The 19,146-nt window shown below is 38.0% G+C and carries 18 protein-coding genes; 5 read left to right on the forward strand and 13 right to left on the reverse strand.

Annotated features, from left to right (window positions below; translation table 11 throughout):
* Nucleotides 1-1,920, reverse strand: a complete 1,920-nt coding sequence (locus K345_RS0118795) for a tetratricopeptide repeat protein (protein ID WP_028975479.1) — start codon at nt 1,918-1,920, stop codon at nt 1-3.
* 83 nt (nt 1,921-2,003) lie between these two features.
* Entirely contained in the window at nt 2,004-2,942 is a 939-nt protein-coding gene (locus K345_RS0118800; RefSeq protein ID WP_028975480.1) for a helix-turn-helix transcriptional regulator, read from the reverse strand.
* A 90-nt stretch (nt 2,943-3,032) separates the two neighbouring features.
* Between K345_RS0118800 and K345_RS21900 the strand changes: the two genes are divergently transcribed.
* From K345_RS21900 to K345_RS23615, 5 genes are all read left to right on the forward strand, one after another.
* On the forward strand, nt 3,033-3,920 hold the full coding sequence (locus tag K345_RS21900; RefSeq protein ID WP_053228471.1) for an alpha/beta fold hydrolase: 888 nt from the start codon (nt 3,033-3,035) through the stop codon (nt 3,918-3,920).
* 69 nt (nt 3,921-3,989) lie between these two features.
* Nucleotides 3,990-4,580 carry a TetR/AcrR family transcriptional regulator gene (locus K345_RS21905; protein WP_037573326.1) on the forward strand — a complete coding sequence of 197 codons (591 nt, stop codon included), beginning with the start codon at nt 3,990-3,992 and terminating at the stop codon, nt 4,578-4,580.
* Nucleotides 4,558-5,931: an MATE family efflux transporter gene (locus tag K345_RS0118815; protein WP_028975481.1), complete on the forward strand. Its 1,374-nt coding sequence runs from the start codon at nt 4,558-4,560 to the stop codon at nt 5,929-5,931. Before K345_RS21905 ends, K345_RS0118815 begins: the two co-directional genes overlap by 23 nt.
* A 161-nt stretch (nt 5,932-6,092) precedes the next feature.
* A complete protein-coding gene (locus tag K345_RS0118820; protein ID WP_028975482.1) occupies nt 6,093-6,596 on the forward strand; it encodes a DUF6622 family protein in 504 nt (167 codons plus the stop codon).
* The gene (locus tag K345_RS23615) at nt 6,593-7,339 is read left to right on the forward strand and encodes a helix-turn-helix domain-containing protein (RefSeq protein ID WP_053228472.1); all 747 of its coding nucleotides are present in this window, start codon (nt 6,593-6,595) and stop codon (nt 7,337-7,339) included. The genes K345_RS0118820 and K345_RS23615 overlap by 4 nt, the downstream gene beginning before the upstream one ends.
* Nucleotides 7,340-7,395: 56 nt before the next feature.
* Here the strand turns inward: K345_RS23615 and K345_RS0118830 are convergent, their stop codons facing one another.
* The 11 genes from K345_RS0118830 to K345_RS23530 all read right to left on the reverse strand — a co-directional run.
* Entirely contained in the window at nt 7,396-8,457 is a 1,062-nt protein-coding gene (locus K345_RS0118830; RefSeq protein ID WP_028975483.1) for a hypothetical protein, read from the reverse strand.
* Nucleotides 8,445-9,116, reverse strand: coding sequence for an ATP-binding cassette domain-containing protein (locus K345_RS0118835; protein ID WP_028975484.1), 672 nt, complete (start codon nt 9,114-9,116; stop codon nt 8,445-8,447). Before K345_RS0118835 ends, K345_RS0118830 begins: the two co-directional genes overlap by 13 nt.
* Nucleotides 9,117-9,207: 91 nt before the next feature.
* Nucleotides 9,208-11,286 carry a methyl-accepting chemotaxis protein gene (locus K345_RS0118840; protein WP_028975485.1) on the reverse strand — a complete coding sequence of 693 codons (2,079 nt, stop codon included), beginning with the start codon at nt 11,284-11,286 and terminating at the stop codon, nt 9,208-9,210.
* A gap of 89 nt (nt 11,287-11,375) precedes the next feature.
* A complete protein-coding gene (locus K345_RS0118845) occupies nt 11,376-12,284 on the reverse strand; it encodes a ketopantoate reductase family protein (protein WP_028975486.1) in 909 nt (302 codons plus the stop codon).
* A 72-nt stretch (nt 12,285-12,356) separates the two neighbouring features.
* Nucleotides 12,357-13,043, reverse strand: a complete 687-nt coding sequence (locus K345_RS0118850) for a cyclase family protein (protein WP_028975487.1) — start codon at nt 13,041-13,043, stop codon at nt 12,357-12,359.
* 15 nt (nt 13,044-13,058) lie between these two features.
* Complete coding sequence (locus K345_RS0118855; RefSeq protein WP_028975488.1) at nt 13,059-13,418, reverse strand: cupin domain-containing protein; 360 nt, start codon at nt 13,416-13,418, stop codon at nt 13,059-13,061.
* A 20-nt stretch (nt 13,419-13,438) separates the two neighbouring features.
* The gene (locus K345_RS0118860) at nt 13,439-14,392 is read right to left on the reverse strand and encodes an isocitrate lyase/PEP mutase family protein (protein ID WP_028975489.1); all 954 of its coding nucleotides are present in this window, start codon (nt 14,390-14,392) and stop codon (nt 13,439-13,441) included.
* Between the two features lie 26 nt (nt 14,393-14,418).
* Entirely contained in the window at nt 14,419-15,720 is a 1,302-nt protein-coding gene (locus tag K345_RS0118865) for a GntP family permease (protein WP_028975490.1), read from the reverse strand.
* Nucleotides 15,721-16,046: 326 nt separating this feature from the next.
* A complete protein-coding gene (locus K345_RS21915) occupies nt 16,047-16,676 on the reverse strand; it encodes a GntR family transcriptional regulator (protein WP_037573331.1) in 630 nt (209 codons plus the stop codon).
* A 90-nt stretch (nt 16,677-16,766) separates the two neighbouring features.
* Nucleotides 16,767-18,230, reverse strand: a complete 1,464-nt coding sequence (locus K345_RS0118875) for a leucine-rich repeat domain-containing protein (protein ID WP_028975491.1) — start codon at nt 18,228-18,230, stop codon at nt 16,767-16,769.
* Nucleotides 18,231-18,687: 457 nt separating this feature from the next.
* On the reverse strand, nt 18,688-19,146 hold a 459-nt coding region (locus K345_RS23530; protein WP_211227928.1), incomplete at its 5' end, for a hypothetical protein.

Genomic DNA, 19,146 nt, shown 5'->3' on the forward strand with positions numbered 1-19,146 from the left:
TTACAATTTCATCAAAAAATCTTCCCAAGAATCCCACAATTCATCAGCACTGCCTTCATTCAGTTCTGACACATTGATATCATAACAATCAAAGACTTTACCAAAAGAATATTTTGTATCACAGCTTAACCAGTAATCATGTTTGTCTGACCACCACCCAACATTAATCATGATAATATCTACAGAGCCTATTTGACAATTATGAAACTTAAAACAACCTTGAGTGTTGGAGATAGCCTCAGTAGAACCGGAGACATAAAGCCAGCCTTTTTTATAAATCTCTTTAACATTAGCAATATAGTTTAAATAAGCAGGAGGTACTTTGAATCTGTCATCTAAGATTTCCTTTGCATAATATAGGTCCAGGACCTTTGATCGCATATCATTTTCAAAGGAACTTACATCGTTTATTTCAAAGGTCACTAAGTATTTTTCTGATAATTTTTTAAAGATATTACCATCTCCAATCCCTAGATACTTCATTTCATAGAAGATACGATTAGCTTCGGATAAATCTTTTTCCAATCCATAACCTTCTAGAAGAAATTGTCCTTTGAGTAGCTTTAACTCCTGTAAAGCATTGGCCTCGGAATCCCAATAATCTTCTGGGGGAACGGTTTCTTCCTTAGGTTTATATTGTTCTATATCAGATAACCATTCCCTAATTTGATGATCAGTGAAATGCCTAAAATGATTTTGGAAATCCACCTGGAGCATTCCCCTTAGGCTCGTAATCGATTGATCTATATTATAGGCCTGCTCATATAGGTCTAAAGCCTTCAAATTATCCTGATCTACACACCAGCCTAGCTGATAGCACCTACCTAAGCGTATCATAGAAGGGGCATCCCCCATTTTAACAGCCTCTTTTAAATACATGATGAACTCATCTTCATCATCGAGGGGGTATTCTCCTTTTTTTAATATGTTGAACAGAAGAGAACTTAATATTGGATAATCTGGCTTACGGACTCTCTCCTGCTCTTCTGAACTCCACACAATAACCCCTTCCTCACAATCCTTAACCGTCCCATAATATTCATAATTACACGCGAAAGGGATGCATCCCTCTAGATGCGCAGCCCAAGCGGAATCACTCACTTCAAGTTCAAGCTTCGTGACAGGCCATTCCCCCTTTTGGTAAAAGGCAAGTAATGCCTTAGTATCTAGATCATTTAGAAAAGCCAAATCAATTTGTTCTGGTAATGTCTCTTTATAGGAGCGAATATACCCTTTCGCCATGATGTTATAGATATTATAGTGGCGATCTATCATATGATGATCTAAACGCCAGCTAAGAGAAGCTCCTAGAGCTGTACTTCTATCAAAGATTGTTGACGATAAGCCATTAATCGTTTTTTCTGGTCTTCTCCTTTTTAAAGGTGAGGCTATGAGAGATAAGATTTGCCCCTCATCTTTCATGCGGGCTTTGGAAAGACTAAGATTTAGAATATCCAAAGATACAGAGGAACCTTCGATTTTCCCCTTTAATACACAGGCTCCCAACCAATTAAGGACATCGAAAGTTGTTAGTAATGGTTCTTTATCTTCTGCTAGGGATCTATCAAAGGTAACTGGTGCTATCCATTCTAAAGACTTCAGAGAGGATATAACACTATGCTTACTATTTTTTTCAATACATAATATATGGAGGTTCCCTTCTTCAAAGGCAACAACAGTCCCTATTTCTATATCCCAACCATGAACTTTGAAAAGAACAACCTCTGTCTTTAGGGTCTGGAAATCAAAATGGTATAGACTATCTCCTTCTATTTTTGACCCAGGGATATAACATTCCAAGGGATAGGAAGGTATGATACTTATTGGTTTTGATTCTTGTCTATTTTGTGGAGCTATGGCAAAAAAAGAGGGAATAGGAATAAATCCTTTAAAGTTTTTTTTATCACTATTTATATTCATGATAAGAGAATACCACTAATCTGACTAATCTGTCAGTATATTTATTGAGGACCTTACTGAAGAACCAAATCAGTTCACTAGTTTCAATAAAGAGAAATTGTTTTCTTTAATTTTAGGATAAGTATGTCTTTTAATTTTTGAGGAGCTAATATCTTTGCTTCCGAACCAAATGTTGCAATTAATGATGCTATATATTGAAACTCATTTTCCGATATTTCCTGTAATAATATACCCGTACCATTTTCATTCCAGGTAATCTTTGAAAAATCAAAAAAGGAATTTGAAAAATCTCTCGTAGCTCTTCTACTAATTTGTAAAACCAAGGTACATGTATTCTCGTCAACGTTCTGCTTCTTTAAGTTCATCCATTCGACAATTGTTGGAAGGTTTATATCAATACTTTCACCTCCCTTTATAGATTTTACTCTGTCAACACGAAAGAGGCTTATACGTTCGTAGAGTAAGTCATATGCAGGGAAGTACCAATAACCGTTTTCTGAATATATTCCGAGAGGAACTGCTGTTTTGTCTTTTTGCTCTCTTAGAGAATCATAGGAAAATAGTATTTGCTGTTTTATTATAGCAGCTTGAAAAATCTCTCTTAGAAAAGGATTTTCTTCCTTTCTATTAGGGATTTTCATCAATACATAATCTTTTAAACTAAGAAGTTTTTTCTGTAATGGCTCTGAAACTTGACCAAGAAGTTTGCGTATAACAGAATCAATCTCTATTTTATATGGAATATCTTGATATTGTTTTAGAGACTCATAAGTTAAAATAATCGAAGCCGTTTCTTCTTCAGTAAATGATATGGGAGGCAATACTTCATTATTAAGCATTACATAACCACCATTTCTACCCACTTCGGAGTAAAAAGGAACCCCCATTTCTGTTAGTTCTAATAAATCCCGTTGTACAGTACGAAGACTTATATTGAATTTTACCCCTATCTCTTGAGCAGTGAACCTTTTCACACGGTTAATGTATAACCAAATATCAATCAACCTTCGCATTTTAGACATTTCAAGTCCCTTTTTTTGTAAACCATGCCATATTGTGACGTAATTTATGTCTAAAATAGAATTAATTCAATATAGTTAAGGAGAAATGATATGCCATTTCATAAAAAGGATCAGGAATCTCAATTCAACCACAGAATAATAAAGGTTATGAGAGTCCCTATTCACATTGTTGAAGTAGGACCGAAATCTAAAAACACCATACTGTTTATCCATGGCTGGCCCACAAACTGGAGAGAATTTGAAAAGGTAATGAATATCCTATCCAGTGATTTTCATGTTATTGCCCTTGATTTACCTGGAATCGGTGATTCAGAAGAACCCCTTGATTCCTATAGCAAGGGGAATATTGCCAAGTATATAAATGAATTACTAAATGAAATTCAAGTTGATAAAGTTACTCTAGTAGGAGGAGATATAGGAGGTCAAATTGTTTATTCCTTCCTAAAGAATTTTCCAAACAAAGTGTCCAAAGCCGTTATAATGAATGTTGCCATTCCTGGTGTAAAACCATGGGATACTGTTAAAATGAATCCATATATATGGCATTTCAAATTCCATCTAATTCCTGAATTACCCGAAGTTTTAATCCATGGCAAGGAACAACAGTACTTTTCCTATTTCTATGATTTATTAGTAGGCAATGGCCATAAGATTGATGATGACCTTAAGACAAGCTTTGCCTCTGCCTATTCAAGGAAAAGAGCATTAACAGCAGGCTTTAATTTATACAGGAATTTTATGAATGATGAAAAGGACAACAAAGGGCAAGCAGAAATCATCATTTCCAGTCCCGTTCTATACTTGAGAGGTAGGGACGAAGCCGTCGATATAGAGGCCTATAGGGAAGGTTTTGTAGAAAATAATTTTAACAATATAGAATCAACAATTATTGATCATTGCGGACATTTTTCAGCGATAGAACAACCGGAAAAAGTAGCATCCTCAATTAAAACTTTTATTTACAAAAAGAAGGGTTAATAATCAAAGTAGTCCGATCATTTACGATTCTACTTGACTTATATGAACAATGTTCATATTAATATAAACATGCCAAAGATAATAAAAAACATCTCCGAAAGACTGGAAGAAGAACTCGAAAAAATGGTTTGTGATGAGGGAAAAGAGATTAGCATCCGTGCTCTAGCAGCCCGTGTTGGTGTGGCAGTAGGAACTATATATAACTACTATCCCACAAAAGATGAGATGATCAAGGTTGTATTCCAAAGAGAATGGTCTAATACAATCAAGATAATTCAAGAAGGCTTAAATAACACTAAGAGTCCAGAAGGCTCAGATCTTAAGCTTATCGTTACAGAAATCTACAATCTCATAGAAAAAGTCGGCCAGCGACATGCCCAACGGAAGAAGTCTATAGATTGTAAACACACCGTATCGAATCCCCCTTACCCTCACAGCCCTCAGGCCTGGGAATGGCTCGTAACTTCCTTTATTCCTGTTTGGCAAGGAGTACTAAAAGGAAAAGGTATAGAAGATCAGCTCAATAGATTGACTATATCAACGATTTCTAGCATTTCCAGATTACTATTCCAATTTCCAGATCAAAGAGATGAAAACATCAACTTTGTTTTAGATCAAATTGTAAATGGAGGACTATATGCCGTCTCAAAACAACAATAAGCGTATGGAAATGATGGCAAGTGGTGCCATTGGATCTGCCCTTTTCAAACTATCCACCCCGGCCATCATAGGAATGCTAGTCATGGCAATATATAATGTTGTGGATACCTTTTTTGTAAGTCTTATGAGGGATACAGCCGCAGTCGCTGCTACAGGAATCGTTTTTCCTATATTCCAATTAATAGGATCAATTGGATTAACTCTGGGAATAGGTGCGGCCAGTGTTATAAGCCGTCGCCTGGGAGAACAGGAGCATAAAAAAGCAGAACAAACCGCCGCAACAGCTGTGTATACAGCCATTGGTGTAGGATTAGTTTTCGCTATCTTGGGAGCTATCTTTATTCGCCCTCTTCTTGGACTATTTGGAGCTTCTCCCGCCATTATGGATGTTGCGTCTCTCTATGGACGTATTATTGTGGGTGGATCGATATTCCAAGTATTTAACATGTGTATTAACAATATCCTTCGTTCAGAAGGGGCTTCCCTGCACAGTAGTATGGGACAAATCATAGGAGCTGTATTAAATATTATTCTGGATCCCATCTTTATTTTTGTCCTTAATATGGGAATCACAGGAGCAGCAGTAGCTACGATTCTGTCTCAGGCAATGGCTTCCCTATTCCTGGCCAGTTATTATCTAAGGAAAAAAGGAGAACTTCATCCTTTTACTTTATCCAATTTTCACCCAACAAAAGAATCCTATTCGCAAATCATGGTACTTGGGACACCAACTCTAGCGAGACAATTTCTAGGAAGTATCTCCTTTGCCAGTGTTAACAACATGGCAGGGCTCTTTGGAGACTCGGCCATAGCAGCAGTTAGTATATCCTTAAGACTTTTTAGTATTGTAATGATGGCCTTAATGGGCTTGGCTCAAGGGGCGCAACCATTAACAGGATACAATTATGGCGCCAAACAATATACTAGAGTTCATGGTGTGATTCGTCTCGTATTTCTCACCGCAACCATAGTAGGATTAGTGGCAGGTGTAACCAGCTTCTTCTTTGCCCGTACCATAATGGAGATCTTCTCTCCACAGAATCAGGAAGTGGTTCGTCTGGGAATCACATCCATAAGAATGATGGCTGTCACTCTTGTCCCTATCGGACTGGTTATTATGTATGGTGGAATATTCCAGGCATTGGGGAATGGGAAGTATGCTTTGATATTAGCCACAGGACAACAAGGGCTTTTTATGATTCCATTAGTGTTGATATTACCTCATATTATGGGGGTAAATGGTGTGTTTGCAGCACAACCACTGGGATTCTTTCTGGCCTTCCTGGTAGGAACCGTATTATACATCAAACAAAGAAATACCTTACATAAAATAGAAGCCTTATCTAACTAATTACTATGTCGCCCTGTTTTTATAGACAAACTAGGGCGGCATTCTATTATCACCACATAAAACATGACTAATATGTTACTAGAATGTGACTTTTGACACCTCCCTATTGAAAAACCAGAACCCTATACTTGGCTAATCACGAAACAATAGGGAGAGTTAACATGTTATTAGAAATTATTAAAGGAGCTCCTATATGGGCCTGGGCAGGATTAGCTTATGGGATTATGGTAGGTGTAAAGAATTTACAGGAACAATTTGTAAATAAAAAAAGGCTTATGATATTGGCAGTCCTTTTTATGTATCTAAGTTTTTCAACAATGCTTAAATCAGCCTCTGATCATCCTGTCGTTTTATTACTATGGACGCTTTGCTTCTTAATTGGAGGATTAATCGGTTGGTCTTTTCTGGCACAGAAGCTAACAGGATATAATAAAGAAACGGGAAAATGGATAGTAGCAGGTAGTCCGGTCTTTCTTCTTCTCTTCCCTGCCATTTTTACCCTGAAGTTCCTCTATGGCGTCAAACTAGCCATTTCCCCTGAGGACTTGCATTCTGTGGCATTCATAGTACCTTTTTTCACAAGCTCTGCTATAATCTCAGGAATAATGCTGGGCAGAATAGGCAAGTTATTATATTCCATATCCCTAAAGGAGAAATCCGAATGAGAACAAAAGAATTCCAAAGGGTATTTTCTCTCATAAGAATAGCTTTGTATTTTACAATCTTTTTTGTGTTCCTTCATCTTTTGATTGAGGGAACCAATTCCTTGTGGAGTTGGGCTATTATCCTAGTGGTATATGCCATTCTCTTACCTGTAGGTAAAACATCTTGGCCACCTGTAAGTATCCTGCTACTATCTTTAGTAAACGCGGCTCTTATAGCCGCAGGAATTCTTTTTCTGGACAATCCAGGAGGCCTGAGTTTTCTGTTTTTGATTCTCATCATGATTTGTGCTAGATTACCAAAACACTTTTCTTTGATTGCCTACCTTACTATTTATACATTCGCTCTTCTTCCCCTAATAATGGAGTCCCTCCAAATAGGGGACAGCGGATTTGATGTCATCAAAGAACTACCGGGACTCATAGCTTTTACACTATTTGCTGAATTGTATTGGTATTTGATGCGGATCATGAAACAAAAAGACAAACTTTTGGAAACTCTCATTGAGACCCAGCGTAAATACGAACATGAGACGATAACAAGTGAAATGATAGGATCATTATCCAGAAGGGATAAAGAGGTACTCGAGCTTATAGCCATTGGTTATACCAACAAAGAAATCGCAGATCATCTTTATTTGACTGAAGGAACCATAAAAAACAGGGTCAGTTCAATACTAAGAAAAATGAATTTGAGAGATAGAACCCAAGCGGCTCTCAGAGCAAGAGATCTTGGACTCCTTTAACCAGGTAATGTATGGGGCCATCCTTAGCTTTTCTGTACTCATACCTGTACTTCAGATCAAGAAAGGGTATACCGGTATAATACAGTGGGGACAATCCCTAAGATAATAGCCATCACAATCACAGGAATCCAGAGGTTTTTATGTTTAGAGTCAAAAGAGACTCGATGCCAGAGCTTATAGATTTCACCACTGGCTAACCCTCTGAATATCATAAAACTTAAGAAGGATAAAACCAGTGCTATTATGGTTATCATTTTCTTCAAAAACACATCAACATAATCTGAGAGAATAAAAGGGATACCGAATAGATACATTAGGAACCAGATTTTACCAGTGATACGAAGGTACCAACGTACTAAAACAGGCCACTGAGGACTATATGTACGTACCCCTTTCCCTCTATTAAGTAGAGACATAAATATTAAGCACATTGTCACTAATAAGATAAATACTGGCACGGCCAATAAAGGTGCCGCCCAACCAAAAGATATAAACTTGCCCTGACACAGAAGAACAACTTTGTTATGGACATTGCCAACATCCGGGTTTAAACCAACGAGCAATAATAAAAAAAATATCTGCAGATGCTCAATATCAACAGACCTGGGGATTAAGTTCTTCGGAAGTCTGGCAATCACAAGAATGGCAAGAATCATAAAGCCTATAATCAAAAGGCTGAACAATGTACCATAAAGGATATCCCCGGAAGGAACCAGAAAAGGAACGCTTAGAATAAGAAGTACACAAATAGAATGAACAGGATAACGTAGTAAGATTTGCCTTTTATAGACCTTCCGGAAACCCAGGCCTTGGCTAGTGAAGTGAACAAAGGCATCTTCAGGAATGCTTTGTAAAAGGCGTAACAGATGAAGGGTCCCACTAAATAACCCCCATAAAACAATATATGTTAATAGGCCATTACTGATTTGCAGGTAATCAATACTAGCCGTACCTGTAGACATCCCTTTAACCATCAATAGATCAGAACCCGTCCGAACCACCAGAATAAACAGAAGAAAGATTCCTACAACAGCGAAGGGTGACTCACTATTATCTCTATGAATGCTGCGATAATGGAGAGCCCGGGAAATGTTAACAAGAGAAGTTAATCTAACCATGTCAAATCCGCTAGACTTGAGAGGCGCCCTGGAGAGCTTGGTTCCTCATCAGGATTTTGAATAATCCTATTATCACGCACAACCCATCGACGGTTGAAAAGATCCTCTTCTAAAGTCAGGGAATGGGAGGATACAACAGCAATCTTGCCCTTCTCTTTAAGAGCTTGCAAGATTCCATAAAAGACTTGAACCGAGAGATAATCTAGTCCGCTAAAGGGTTCATCAAAGAGAAAAACATCAGCATCACGAATGATACCCAAGGCGATACCTAAACGCTTCTTTAAGCCCAAGGATAATTCAGCCCCCCTTTTGTCCCTGTGGGGATCCAATTCCAGAACCTGAATCACCTGATCGACTCTTCTCCGGGTCTCTTCCTTTGTTAAGCCTGAAAGCAAACACTGAAGACTAAGTTGTTCAACCACGGATAACAAAGGAATGGTTCCTCCATTATCCGGCACAAAGCTAACCCTATCTTCAACAATATTTATCCTTCCTTCCTCATAAGGAAGACTGCCGGCTATACAAAGGAATAAGGAGGTCTTGCCACAACCATTAGAACCGGATAAAGCCACGACATCCCCAGGAAGGGCTTCGCAGCTCAAATTGATAAATAAAGGATGGTCTCCTCTTTTGACTGATAGGTTCTTGATTTCTAGCATAAACAGTATCCTCAAACATTGCTTACCATGGAAACTAAAACGAATTAGACATATTGTAAATACAATTGTTAAAGAGTCCTGCTTTTTATATCTATAGGATGAATCGGCCTACTTCATTCTCAAGATTATTAGCAGTGTCATTAATTTTATCAATTTGTTCACTAACCTGATCTATCGAATGAGATATATTATCTACATCTGAAGAAATACCTTCTACCTCCTCTCTAACTTTAGAGGAGACTTCAGCAATACTCTTTATTCCTGATACAGCATTATCCAGTTGTTGTCTTGAATCTGTTGAAGTAGTATTTACACTTATAGAGGTTTCAGACAGGATAGTCATTGCTTGAATAATCTGATGACCTCCCTGGTTTAGCTCTTCTGCTGATTGATAGATTTCTTCGAAGGACTGAGATACATCTCGAATCTCACTATAAATCTCTGAGAATTTTTCAGAAGAGATACTGCTGGACAGAGACGCATTTTGAATGGCTTCAACCATCTGGGACATAATACTACCAATATTAGCAGCACTTTTACTGGACTCTTCTGCTAATTTTCGAATCTCATCAGCGACCACAGCAAAGCCTCTACCGGCCTCGCCAGCATGAGCCGCTTCAATGGCGGCGTTCATCGCCAGCAGATTAGTTTGGTCCGCAATATTATTGATAATGGAGACCATTTCATTGACATGTTCAATATGACCTGTGACGATAGTAACAGCTTTTGAAGTATCTTTGAGTTTTTCATCTCCCTCTTGAGCTGTTTGCAAGAGAAGATGAGTAGTTTCTTTTTTCTTCTGGGTAATCACAGCAACACTTTTAATAGAAGCAACCATTTCATTGACTGCAGCAGTGGATTCCTCAACAGCGGCAGTTTGCTCAACAACTTGATCTGACAACCTGGAAATATTGTTTGATACAAGATTCATTTCGCTTACAGATTCTTTCATCTCTCCTTCCAGATTAGAAGAAAGACTGGCAATACTATCCACATGATTATAGATGGCTTCAAAAGCCTTAACAGTCAAACCAACACTATGTTCAAGATTATCTTTAACCGTAATTGTAGATTTTGTCCCTTCCTGAATGTTGTAGATGATTTTAGATAGGGAATCCAGAAAAAGATTGAACCTATTGGCTAACATACCCATCTCATCTGAGGTATTAATATCAAGCCGTAAGGATAGATCGCCTTCCCCTTCTGATAAACTTTCTGTGTGGGTAGCAACGGTTTTTATGGATTTTATTAATCCACGAAGGCTAAAAAATAGAAGCAGAAATATGGCGACAACTAAAACAAGACCAATTAAAGTTGTGCTGTTACGCATCGTAATTATGGAGGCTAATAGATCATCGTTCTCCACTTCAGCGACAATGATCCAACCTGTTGCTGGTACTTCAGCAAAAGCAAAGACCTTCTTAATACCTTGTGAAGCAAGTTCTACATAACCCGTTTTATCTCTGACCACGACTTTGCCGAATTCTTCCTCTGTTATATCTTCGTTCAATACAACACCATTACCGGGCTGAGCAAGAACGGTTCCCTTAGAACTCACTACATAGCCGAACCCCCTCTCGGCAATTTTAATCAAATCAGTAAAATGGAGAGATATATTACTAAACTCTACTGTACAAAAGAAGACTCCGATATTTTCATCATCCATCGAAATTGGGGAAGCGATGGCAAACACCGTATTTCCTGTAACAGAAGAAGTAAAAGACTCGGATATATTTTTTTTACCAGAGATAGCTTTTTTAAAGTATTCTCTATGACTCAAATCAATCTTTGATTTGCTGTCTTTTGAACTATAAACCTGTGAGATCCCTTGTTTATTAATAACCCCAATAGTGTCAAAATAGGGAAATACCTGTTGAAGTTCTTTGATTCTTTTCACAGCTGATTGTCTGTCACTTTCTGAATTATTGTTTTGAACATAACGAACAAAAGTTGGTTCCTGAGAAAAGCTTTCTACATTGAGCACTCTTTCTTCAACCCAGTTATCTATGAGGTTCGAAGTATCACCAGCCATCTGGGTTAGTGCTTGAAAAGAAACTTTCTTTAATGAAGAGGCAGCTTCAAAATAGGTATATAAAGATACAATAGTTATACCGACAATCACAAGAATTTGAGCTGGTATTAATATCTTTGACCTAATTGATAATTTCATTTTGAGCTCCTTGTAATATGTAATGAAATTAGTTGTAATATTGATTTATCTGTATCTATTTTAACTAGTTAGATATCCAATGAATGAAGTTATTTCTGTTCGAGTGCGTGAATCATATTTAAGACAAAGGTATGATTGGGAACGGGTATGTTGAGCTTTTCTGCAGCTCTCACAACAGCACCGCTGATGGTATCCACTTCCGTTTTTCTCCCATCACGAATATCAGCTCTAATGGAGGTGCATCCTTTAGGAGATTCTAAGGATGTGTTTCTTACTTCTTCAATAATATCCTCTTCCTTCGCTTCTAGACCCATTCCCTGAGCGACAGCACAGGCTTCTTTTATTAGAGATTTCGTCAAAGCAAAGGCATAGGGATTATCTGCAATAAACCCAATATCTACTTGTAATATAGCGGTCACAGCACTTAAGGAAGAATTTGTGAAAAGCTTATTCCAAATAAGCTGTTTGATATTAGAATGGATGACAACCTTAAACCCACAATCATCGAAGGCTTTTTTAACCACAGGAAGTATATCGTTCCTATCTTCACCTAACATACCGATGTTAGTCTTCCCCCTGCCTCCATGACGAACACACCCCTTACCTAAGACCGCTCCATTATCCTCAGTAGTTCCAATAATTATCCGATCCAAGGGAACAAATTCTTTTAAGATATCCTCGTGACCAGAACCATTTTGAAGAGTCATAACGCAAGTATGTTCTCCGATTAGATTCTTATTGTTCCATAGGGCATCCCTGGAATACAAAGATTTAACAAAGAGAATGATCAGATCAATCGAGGGAAGAGCCTCGCTATTTGTTGTAGCCTTAGGTGTAAATCGTTGATCAACACCATCTTTTTGAATGATAAGCCCCTCTTTATTAATCTTATTAACAATCTCTTCATTGTTATCGATTAGATAGACCTCATTTTCTTTAGAGAGGTTCCCTCCATAAATGGATCCCATAGCACCTGCGCCAATTACGGCAATTTTCATAGTTCCCCCTGTTGTAATATAGATAAAGGCTCCTGGTATTATTCCAGGAGCCCCAATAGTGATTCATACTGCTTATGAAAACTCAGCCAATCCTTCAATGGCGTAAGCTCGAATAGGACAAGAATCAAGTCCTTTTATGGGAAGAGGACTGTATGACATGAAGAAAGTATCTGTCTCCAGCAATTCTAAATTCTTAAGAACTTCTAAAAAGACAACATTAACCTCCATCAATACATCATGAAAGGCACAAACATCTTCGTTATTGCTTTCAATAGATACACCATCTCCGAACCCCACACACTTTACCTTTTTAGCCTTGAACCATTCTGCTGTTTCGCGACAAATGAACAAACGCTTATCTTCAGCTGTATTGGTTAGTTTGGTAAAAGGAGGGATCCTATAATCAGAATCAATGATCACAATATCCCCTTCTTGTATTCGATCACCACAAGCCTTCTCAAGATCAGAGCCTTTGATTTTAGCATTAGGATCTAAATGGGTAATATTGACATAGATAGCCCTTCCCATAAAAGTTGTTAAAGGAAGTCCAGGGACATCTGTCCAGTCATCATTATGATGATAAGGACATTCAACATGAGTCCCCAAATGGCTAGTTAAATCCATGATAGTGTGAAAATCAGGAATAGGTCCGCCAGTGTTAAATCTAGTTAAACCACACCTTCTTGTTTCTGTACTAGGATCAAGTGTTTTGGTTAAATCAACCACTCGAAGTCCCTTAGCTAATTCAAATGTTTTCATTCTAGTTCTCCAATATTACTGTCGCTTGTCATAGAGAATTAAGGCTATCATCTCAATGGGAGTATCCCCTAAAGCCTCAATGCCATGACCTTCGCCAGCTCCTGTAAAAGTGACATCACCGGCTTTTACGGTCTTAATCACTCCATTATCATTAAACTTACCTTCACCACTTAGGATATAATAAGTCTCTGATTCTTTATTATGGACATGATACCCAATCCCACTTCCGGGATAGACTGTGGTATGAGCAAATACCCGTCCCGTTTTATACATTTCATCCGGTCCATTTAATAAACTTCTTACAAGGATCTCCCCTTTGCCTTCAAAGGGGGCTGGTTTTTGTTCCTTTTGAAGCTCTTCTTCTGTTCTAACCATAATGTCTCCTGTTTTTTGCCTTACAATCTGTCTTTGATGTCAATCCGTTTAAAACCTTCTGGATAGCCATCTACTTTATGTCCTACAATGGTGTATTCCTTATCATTGCCTGTAAATTCATTCTCTAATTCAAGATAAGCCTGGGGTTCAAATAAGGGAGAGGCACTGTAATCAGGCTGACCAGTACCGGAAGCATGGCTAAAAGTATAAGCAACACTTTGGTCTTTAAAATTTTGTAGACCATGTTCCAACATACCTTCCATAGCAGCCTTCATTGTGTAGTGAGTGGAACACATGCTAAAGCCCAAGTCTGTTAACTGTTTCATTGTTAAGTTAGGAACACCATTATCAGCTCTAACATCAGCTAATATCTTCCAACCAGGAACATTTTCAGCCATAGTCTTTGCATCTTCGTAGGAAGATACTAGTACCATCATAGCCATATCAGCTCCTAACTCCATAGCTTCCCGAACACGATCCATACCTTCTCTGAACTCTTCTGGATCAGAAGGATCAGCATTGGTTCTGGCTATGAGTAAGCAATCAGTACCTTTCAGAGCTTCAACAGCCGCTCTGATTTTGGCAAGGTATTTGTCTCGGGGAAGGATCTTTGTGGACTCTTCCATATCAGCAGAATCCTCTAATTGAAGAGCAGCAGCACCAGCAGCGGCAAGTCGTTTACAAGAACGATACACCGCCAAAGGACCACCAAAACCATCCTCAACATCACATATCAAAGGTATGGAACTTGTTGTGGACACACGACTTACAACCCATTCCAGATCAGTCAAGTTTGTGAATCCGTAGTCGATAACACCATTTAGGCTAATCGATACTTCTCCACCGCTTAGCAAACTAACAGGGAAACCGCACATTTCTACGGCTCTGTTGGACGCACAATCATATACACAAGGAACGAGAAAACATTCCTTAGTTTCTTCTAAAATCTGTCTCAATGTTTTTTTTGCTGACATTACATTCTTCTCCTTATTCTCATTAGTTAAGCAATTGGTAACAGGGCACCTAAAATGACTGCAATTATCAAAGCCAAAGTTGTAATACAAACGGTAGTAATAAATATGGGTTTATATCCCTCTTTGTAAGATATTCCTGTTATCGTTAATAAAGCGACAACACCACCACTATGGGGCAAGCTGTCCAAACTGGTTGAAGCTATAACTCCTACTCTGTGAAGGACTTGAGGGTTAACACCCATTTCAAGGAAGGGTTTAGCCAGGGCTTCCAGGGTCGTTGATAATCCACCCATTCCAGAAGCATTCAACCCACATAAAAAGGAAGTTGCTGCAGCGAAGATAGCCAAAGGACTTCCACCTGTTTGACAAGCCTCTAAGACACGGGCCACGACCCGCTCAAATCCAGGTGTGATTCGAATGATACTTCCAATAGCTACAATAGCTCCCGCGGTCATGGCTGTGACAGCAGCACCATTAGCTCCATCAGTAAATGCCTGTACAATTCCTTTAAGATTCTTAAAAAACAAGGCAGCGCACAAAGCAATACCAACGACAAGAGCCACAACAATATCAGCCCCTATCACATTAAGAGTGACAACAACAGCTATGGGGGGAAGCAAAGCTAATAGAGGATTGGGTAAGTTTCCAATCTTTTCTAACTCATCAGCTTTTGCTAATACCTTCTCTGTATCAGCATCAGACAAAAAGACTTCTCCTGTAGCCTGGGCCTTTTTAATCTCATATCTAAAATAAACAAGAGTTAATACAAAAGTGAAAATGGCACAGACAATACCGATAATAGGTGCTGCCATAGGAGTGGTACCTAAATACTTCGTAGGAATAATGTTCATAATAGAAGGATTACCTGGCAGCATATTGATAAAGGTAAACATACCCGCACCTATTGCTCCAGGAATGATCTTCCTGGGAAGATTGGCATCTCTAAACAAGGTCAGTGCTATGGGGTACAAAGCAAAACAAGCGACCATGGAAGAGATACCTCCATAAGTTAACAAAGCTCCGGCCACAATAATTGCCGGAACGGCCCGCTTGGCACCAAATTTACTCATTATTAATTGCGCAATTGATCTAGCTGCTCCCGTTATGTCCATTACTTTCGCAAATAAAGCTCCCAGTAATAGCATTAGCCAAACATTTCCAACAAAACCAGCAAAACCACTCATATAGTCACCAGTTATTGAGTCCAGTATGGGTAAACCACTGAAAACAATAATAAATAGCACTGAGACTAATGAGGCAATTAACGTTGATACTTTATTCAGTGTCAAAATCAACAATAGTGAAAGTCCGATCAATATGATAATCACCTTTCTAGCTCCTCCTTTTTAACCGTACAAATTCATAGGTGTTACGAGATCTTTGAAGCAATAGATCTGTATTACATTGTCCTATTTCTGTTGTATACAACAAATATACTATTATGTATTTATCATGACTTAATCATGTTACTATTGCTTAATAAAAATTGTCAATAAAATTAATTAATAGCTTTTACAGATAATATTTACTTACTATATAAAGCTTTAAATTAATTCACGAAGATATAATCAAAAAGGGATATGAGAAAATAGATAGGATAATACAGTTAGTAAGGAATAATAGACAGGTAAAGGAAAATCAGACCAGCATTCTCTTATACATTATAAAAGAAGTCTAAGGCCTTTTCCTTGCATTGATTGATGTGAAACTTCATAGCTTCTTCAGCTAAGTCATAATTCTCATCGATAAGATAATTAATAATCGCTAAATGCTCTTTACGGGCATCATGTATTTTGGCTTCGTTCTGTCCACTTGATATGATAACACGTGTGTTTTCATCAAAAACTTTATGCATCATGTCAATAATAAAGCGATTGCCGCAGTGATCTATAATAAACAGATGCATTTGCTGATCAACGCGAAAGTCCGCTTCCACAGATATTTCACTGCCTGAAAATAAGTCTCGGTACTTGAAGAGGGATTCTTTAGGTAAGGAGGGACCAGCCATTTTGAGTGCCAGAGGCTCAATCTCAAGACGGACTTTAAAGATTTGCCGTACATCCTTTAGAGATACATTTTTGACATAGATACCTTTTTTGGGAAGGATCTCTATAAAGCCTTCTTGTTCAATTCGTGTTAAAGCATCTCGTATAGGGGTTCTACTGAACTCCAACTCCTGGGTGAGCATTGCTTCATTTAGCATGGTTCCCGGAGGATAGACACAATTAACGATCTTCTCTCGAATGGCGACATAAGCTTGGCTTCGCATCCCTTTAACTACCATATAATTATTTATCCTTGAGTGAATCAATCACATTTTATCTGAAACGGATTATACCTAATATCACAACATAAATAAAGTGGCGTTCATTTATTACCCGACCAATGTCTCTTCTGAGACATTCCAACCATTCATTTTCAGTATAACCAAGGGCCCTGTCATGTCCTTATTATTAATAGTGATCTCCCATTCACTATCAAATTGAGGAAGCTCCAAACTTTGTACATCCATTAGGATCCTTTTCTTGTCATCTCCATAGAATTCCTGAAAGGATCTTTTAGCAATGGTCTTTAACTTGCTGAGTTTTTTATCTATAAGTGTTTTGAGAGAGAGGCATTGCCAGTCACTTATCTCTGTGATTTGATTACTGGTGCCTCCCCATTTTATCAATGGTTGATTAATTTTATTCAGCACCTCTGTCTTTAGACTATTCAGGTCAGAGCCCTCCTCTTTTAGACTTTTTTCCAAATCAATCACGAAAGTATCTGGTCGTTTCTTTTGTATCTTGAACCCAATCCCTGCGATCTTGGTCATATCAGGTTTTGTAAAACCATCGGGTTCCTTTTTTAAATCAGATAAGGGAGTACTGTAGAGATAGAGATTGTGAATCTTCATCTGCTCAAAGTTATCGGGAAAGGAAGAAGCTGTAATATTATTCCCTGATAGATCAAGGGTAAGCCATTCCTTTTGAGATAAGAATTCAGGAATGGTGTTTATCTTATTAAAACCTACATACAAGCCCTTTAAGTCAGAAAGGTTAAGAACATCCTCTGGAATAGCTGTTAATCCACACCCCTCTATACGAAGAAAATCAAGGGATGAAAAAGTATAAATTCCCTGAGGAATCTTATCCAGCTTGCAGTCTTTTAAAATGAAATTCTTAAGCCTAGTCAGCTTAGAAAAGTCAGAAGGAAAGGATACGCATTTCTCCATACCAGCAATACCGAAACCGGTAAGACAGGTTAAATCTCCTAAACAATCGGGAATACTTGTCAGATTTGTGTATAACAAAGATAACTGTTCCAGATTCTGTAACTGCCCCAGTGAAGAAGGTAGTGATTCCAATTGGGTATAAGTAAGGTTTAGTCTTTCCAACTGCGTACATTGGCCAATAGATTCGGGAATCCTTTTAACAGGATTACGACCCAAATCTAATACTTTTAATTTTGTAAGGCTTCCAAGGGAATCAGGAACCTTGGTTAATGCACCTGATTCCACAATTAGTTCTTCCAAGTTTGACAAACTTCCTATGGATTCAGGAAGAGCTGTTATGACAGTCCCCTCAAGATCTAAAGTCTTAAGCTTGGTCAATTGACTTATCTGTTCTGACAGGAAGTTGATTTTATTTCCTTTTAACTTTAAATGACGAAGCTTAGTCAAACTATAGACAAAATCAGGTAGTTCCTTTAGGTCATTATAACTCAGATCTAAACGGGACAGGTTCTGCAATTCCCCTACTTCCTCAGGGACAGAACCCAACCACATCTGGTTTAATGATAATGTTGTTTTGGCAGATTTGATTTTACTTAGTGCTTTTTGGATATTATCGAATTTCAATTCTTATTCCTTTTAGAAATATTGTTGCACTAGTGTAATGAAAAATCAAAGAGAAAAATCCCTAACTAGCGTTACCACGGGAGGGGACTCATGCTAAAGCTAATTGGGCTGCTTTAATATTTTTGCTGTCAGCATAGTCACTTAAGGAGTAACAAATTTTTTATTATTCTCAAGATGTTCCCCCTGAAAACGAGGCAAGCGTAAAGGAGCAGTTCCTTTTTTCATTCCCGTAATATCGAAATTTGCAGTCAACATTCTCATACAAGCTAACCCAATGACCGACAATGATTCGCCAGTATTTCATTTATACCTCTCTATGTGATGAAGAAAGTTTAATTCGTAGAGTCAACTTTAAGTCAAAGAGGTAATAGACATTATAAACATATAAGTGTTTGCTAGCAGGTAAATAGAGAGACTAGATACCCGATAGCAGTATCATTTTTGAAGTGATAAATAATTAATTTTTGTGTTTGTGTGTACCACCATATTGTGTTTTGCCACTTTTAACAGATAAGGTTAGACTATTACTGGTTAAAACAAAATCACAAACGGTATACTTGAGTGACAAAGTATAATTTTTATTTTCTAAAGCAACACTTTCGGTAGAACCAGACCCCACATTCTGGTCATATATGTTTTGTGCTTCCTTTTCAATAGTTATGTATTTTTCATTACGACCTGGAACATGTGTTGTCACTAATGTAATCTTCCCATCTTTAATCGACCAAGTTCCTTTATAGTTTTCTAGGACATTTCCAACGGGAGCATGCTGTATTTCATCGTATGTAAAACCAGATTCAGTAAAGGTAAGAACAGAATCTATATCATATTCAGTGCTGCCAGATGTAGCAGTATAAGTTCTTGACCAACTAGTTAATATGTCTTGGTTGTCTTGGTTGTCTTGGTTGTCTTGGTT

This window comes from Spirochaeta cellobiosiphila DSM 17781 (assembly GCF_000426705.1).
GTDB lineage: Bacteria > Spirochaetota > Spirochaetia > DSM-17781 > DSM-17781 > Spirochaeta_E > Spirochaeta_E cellobiosiphila.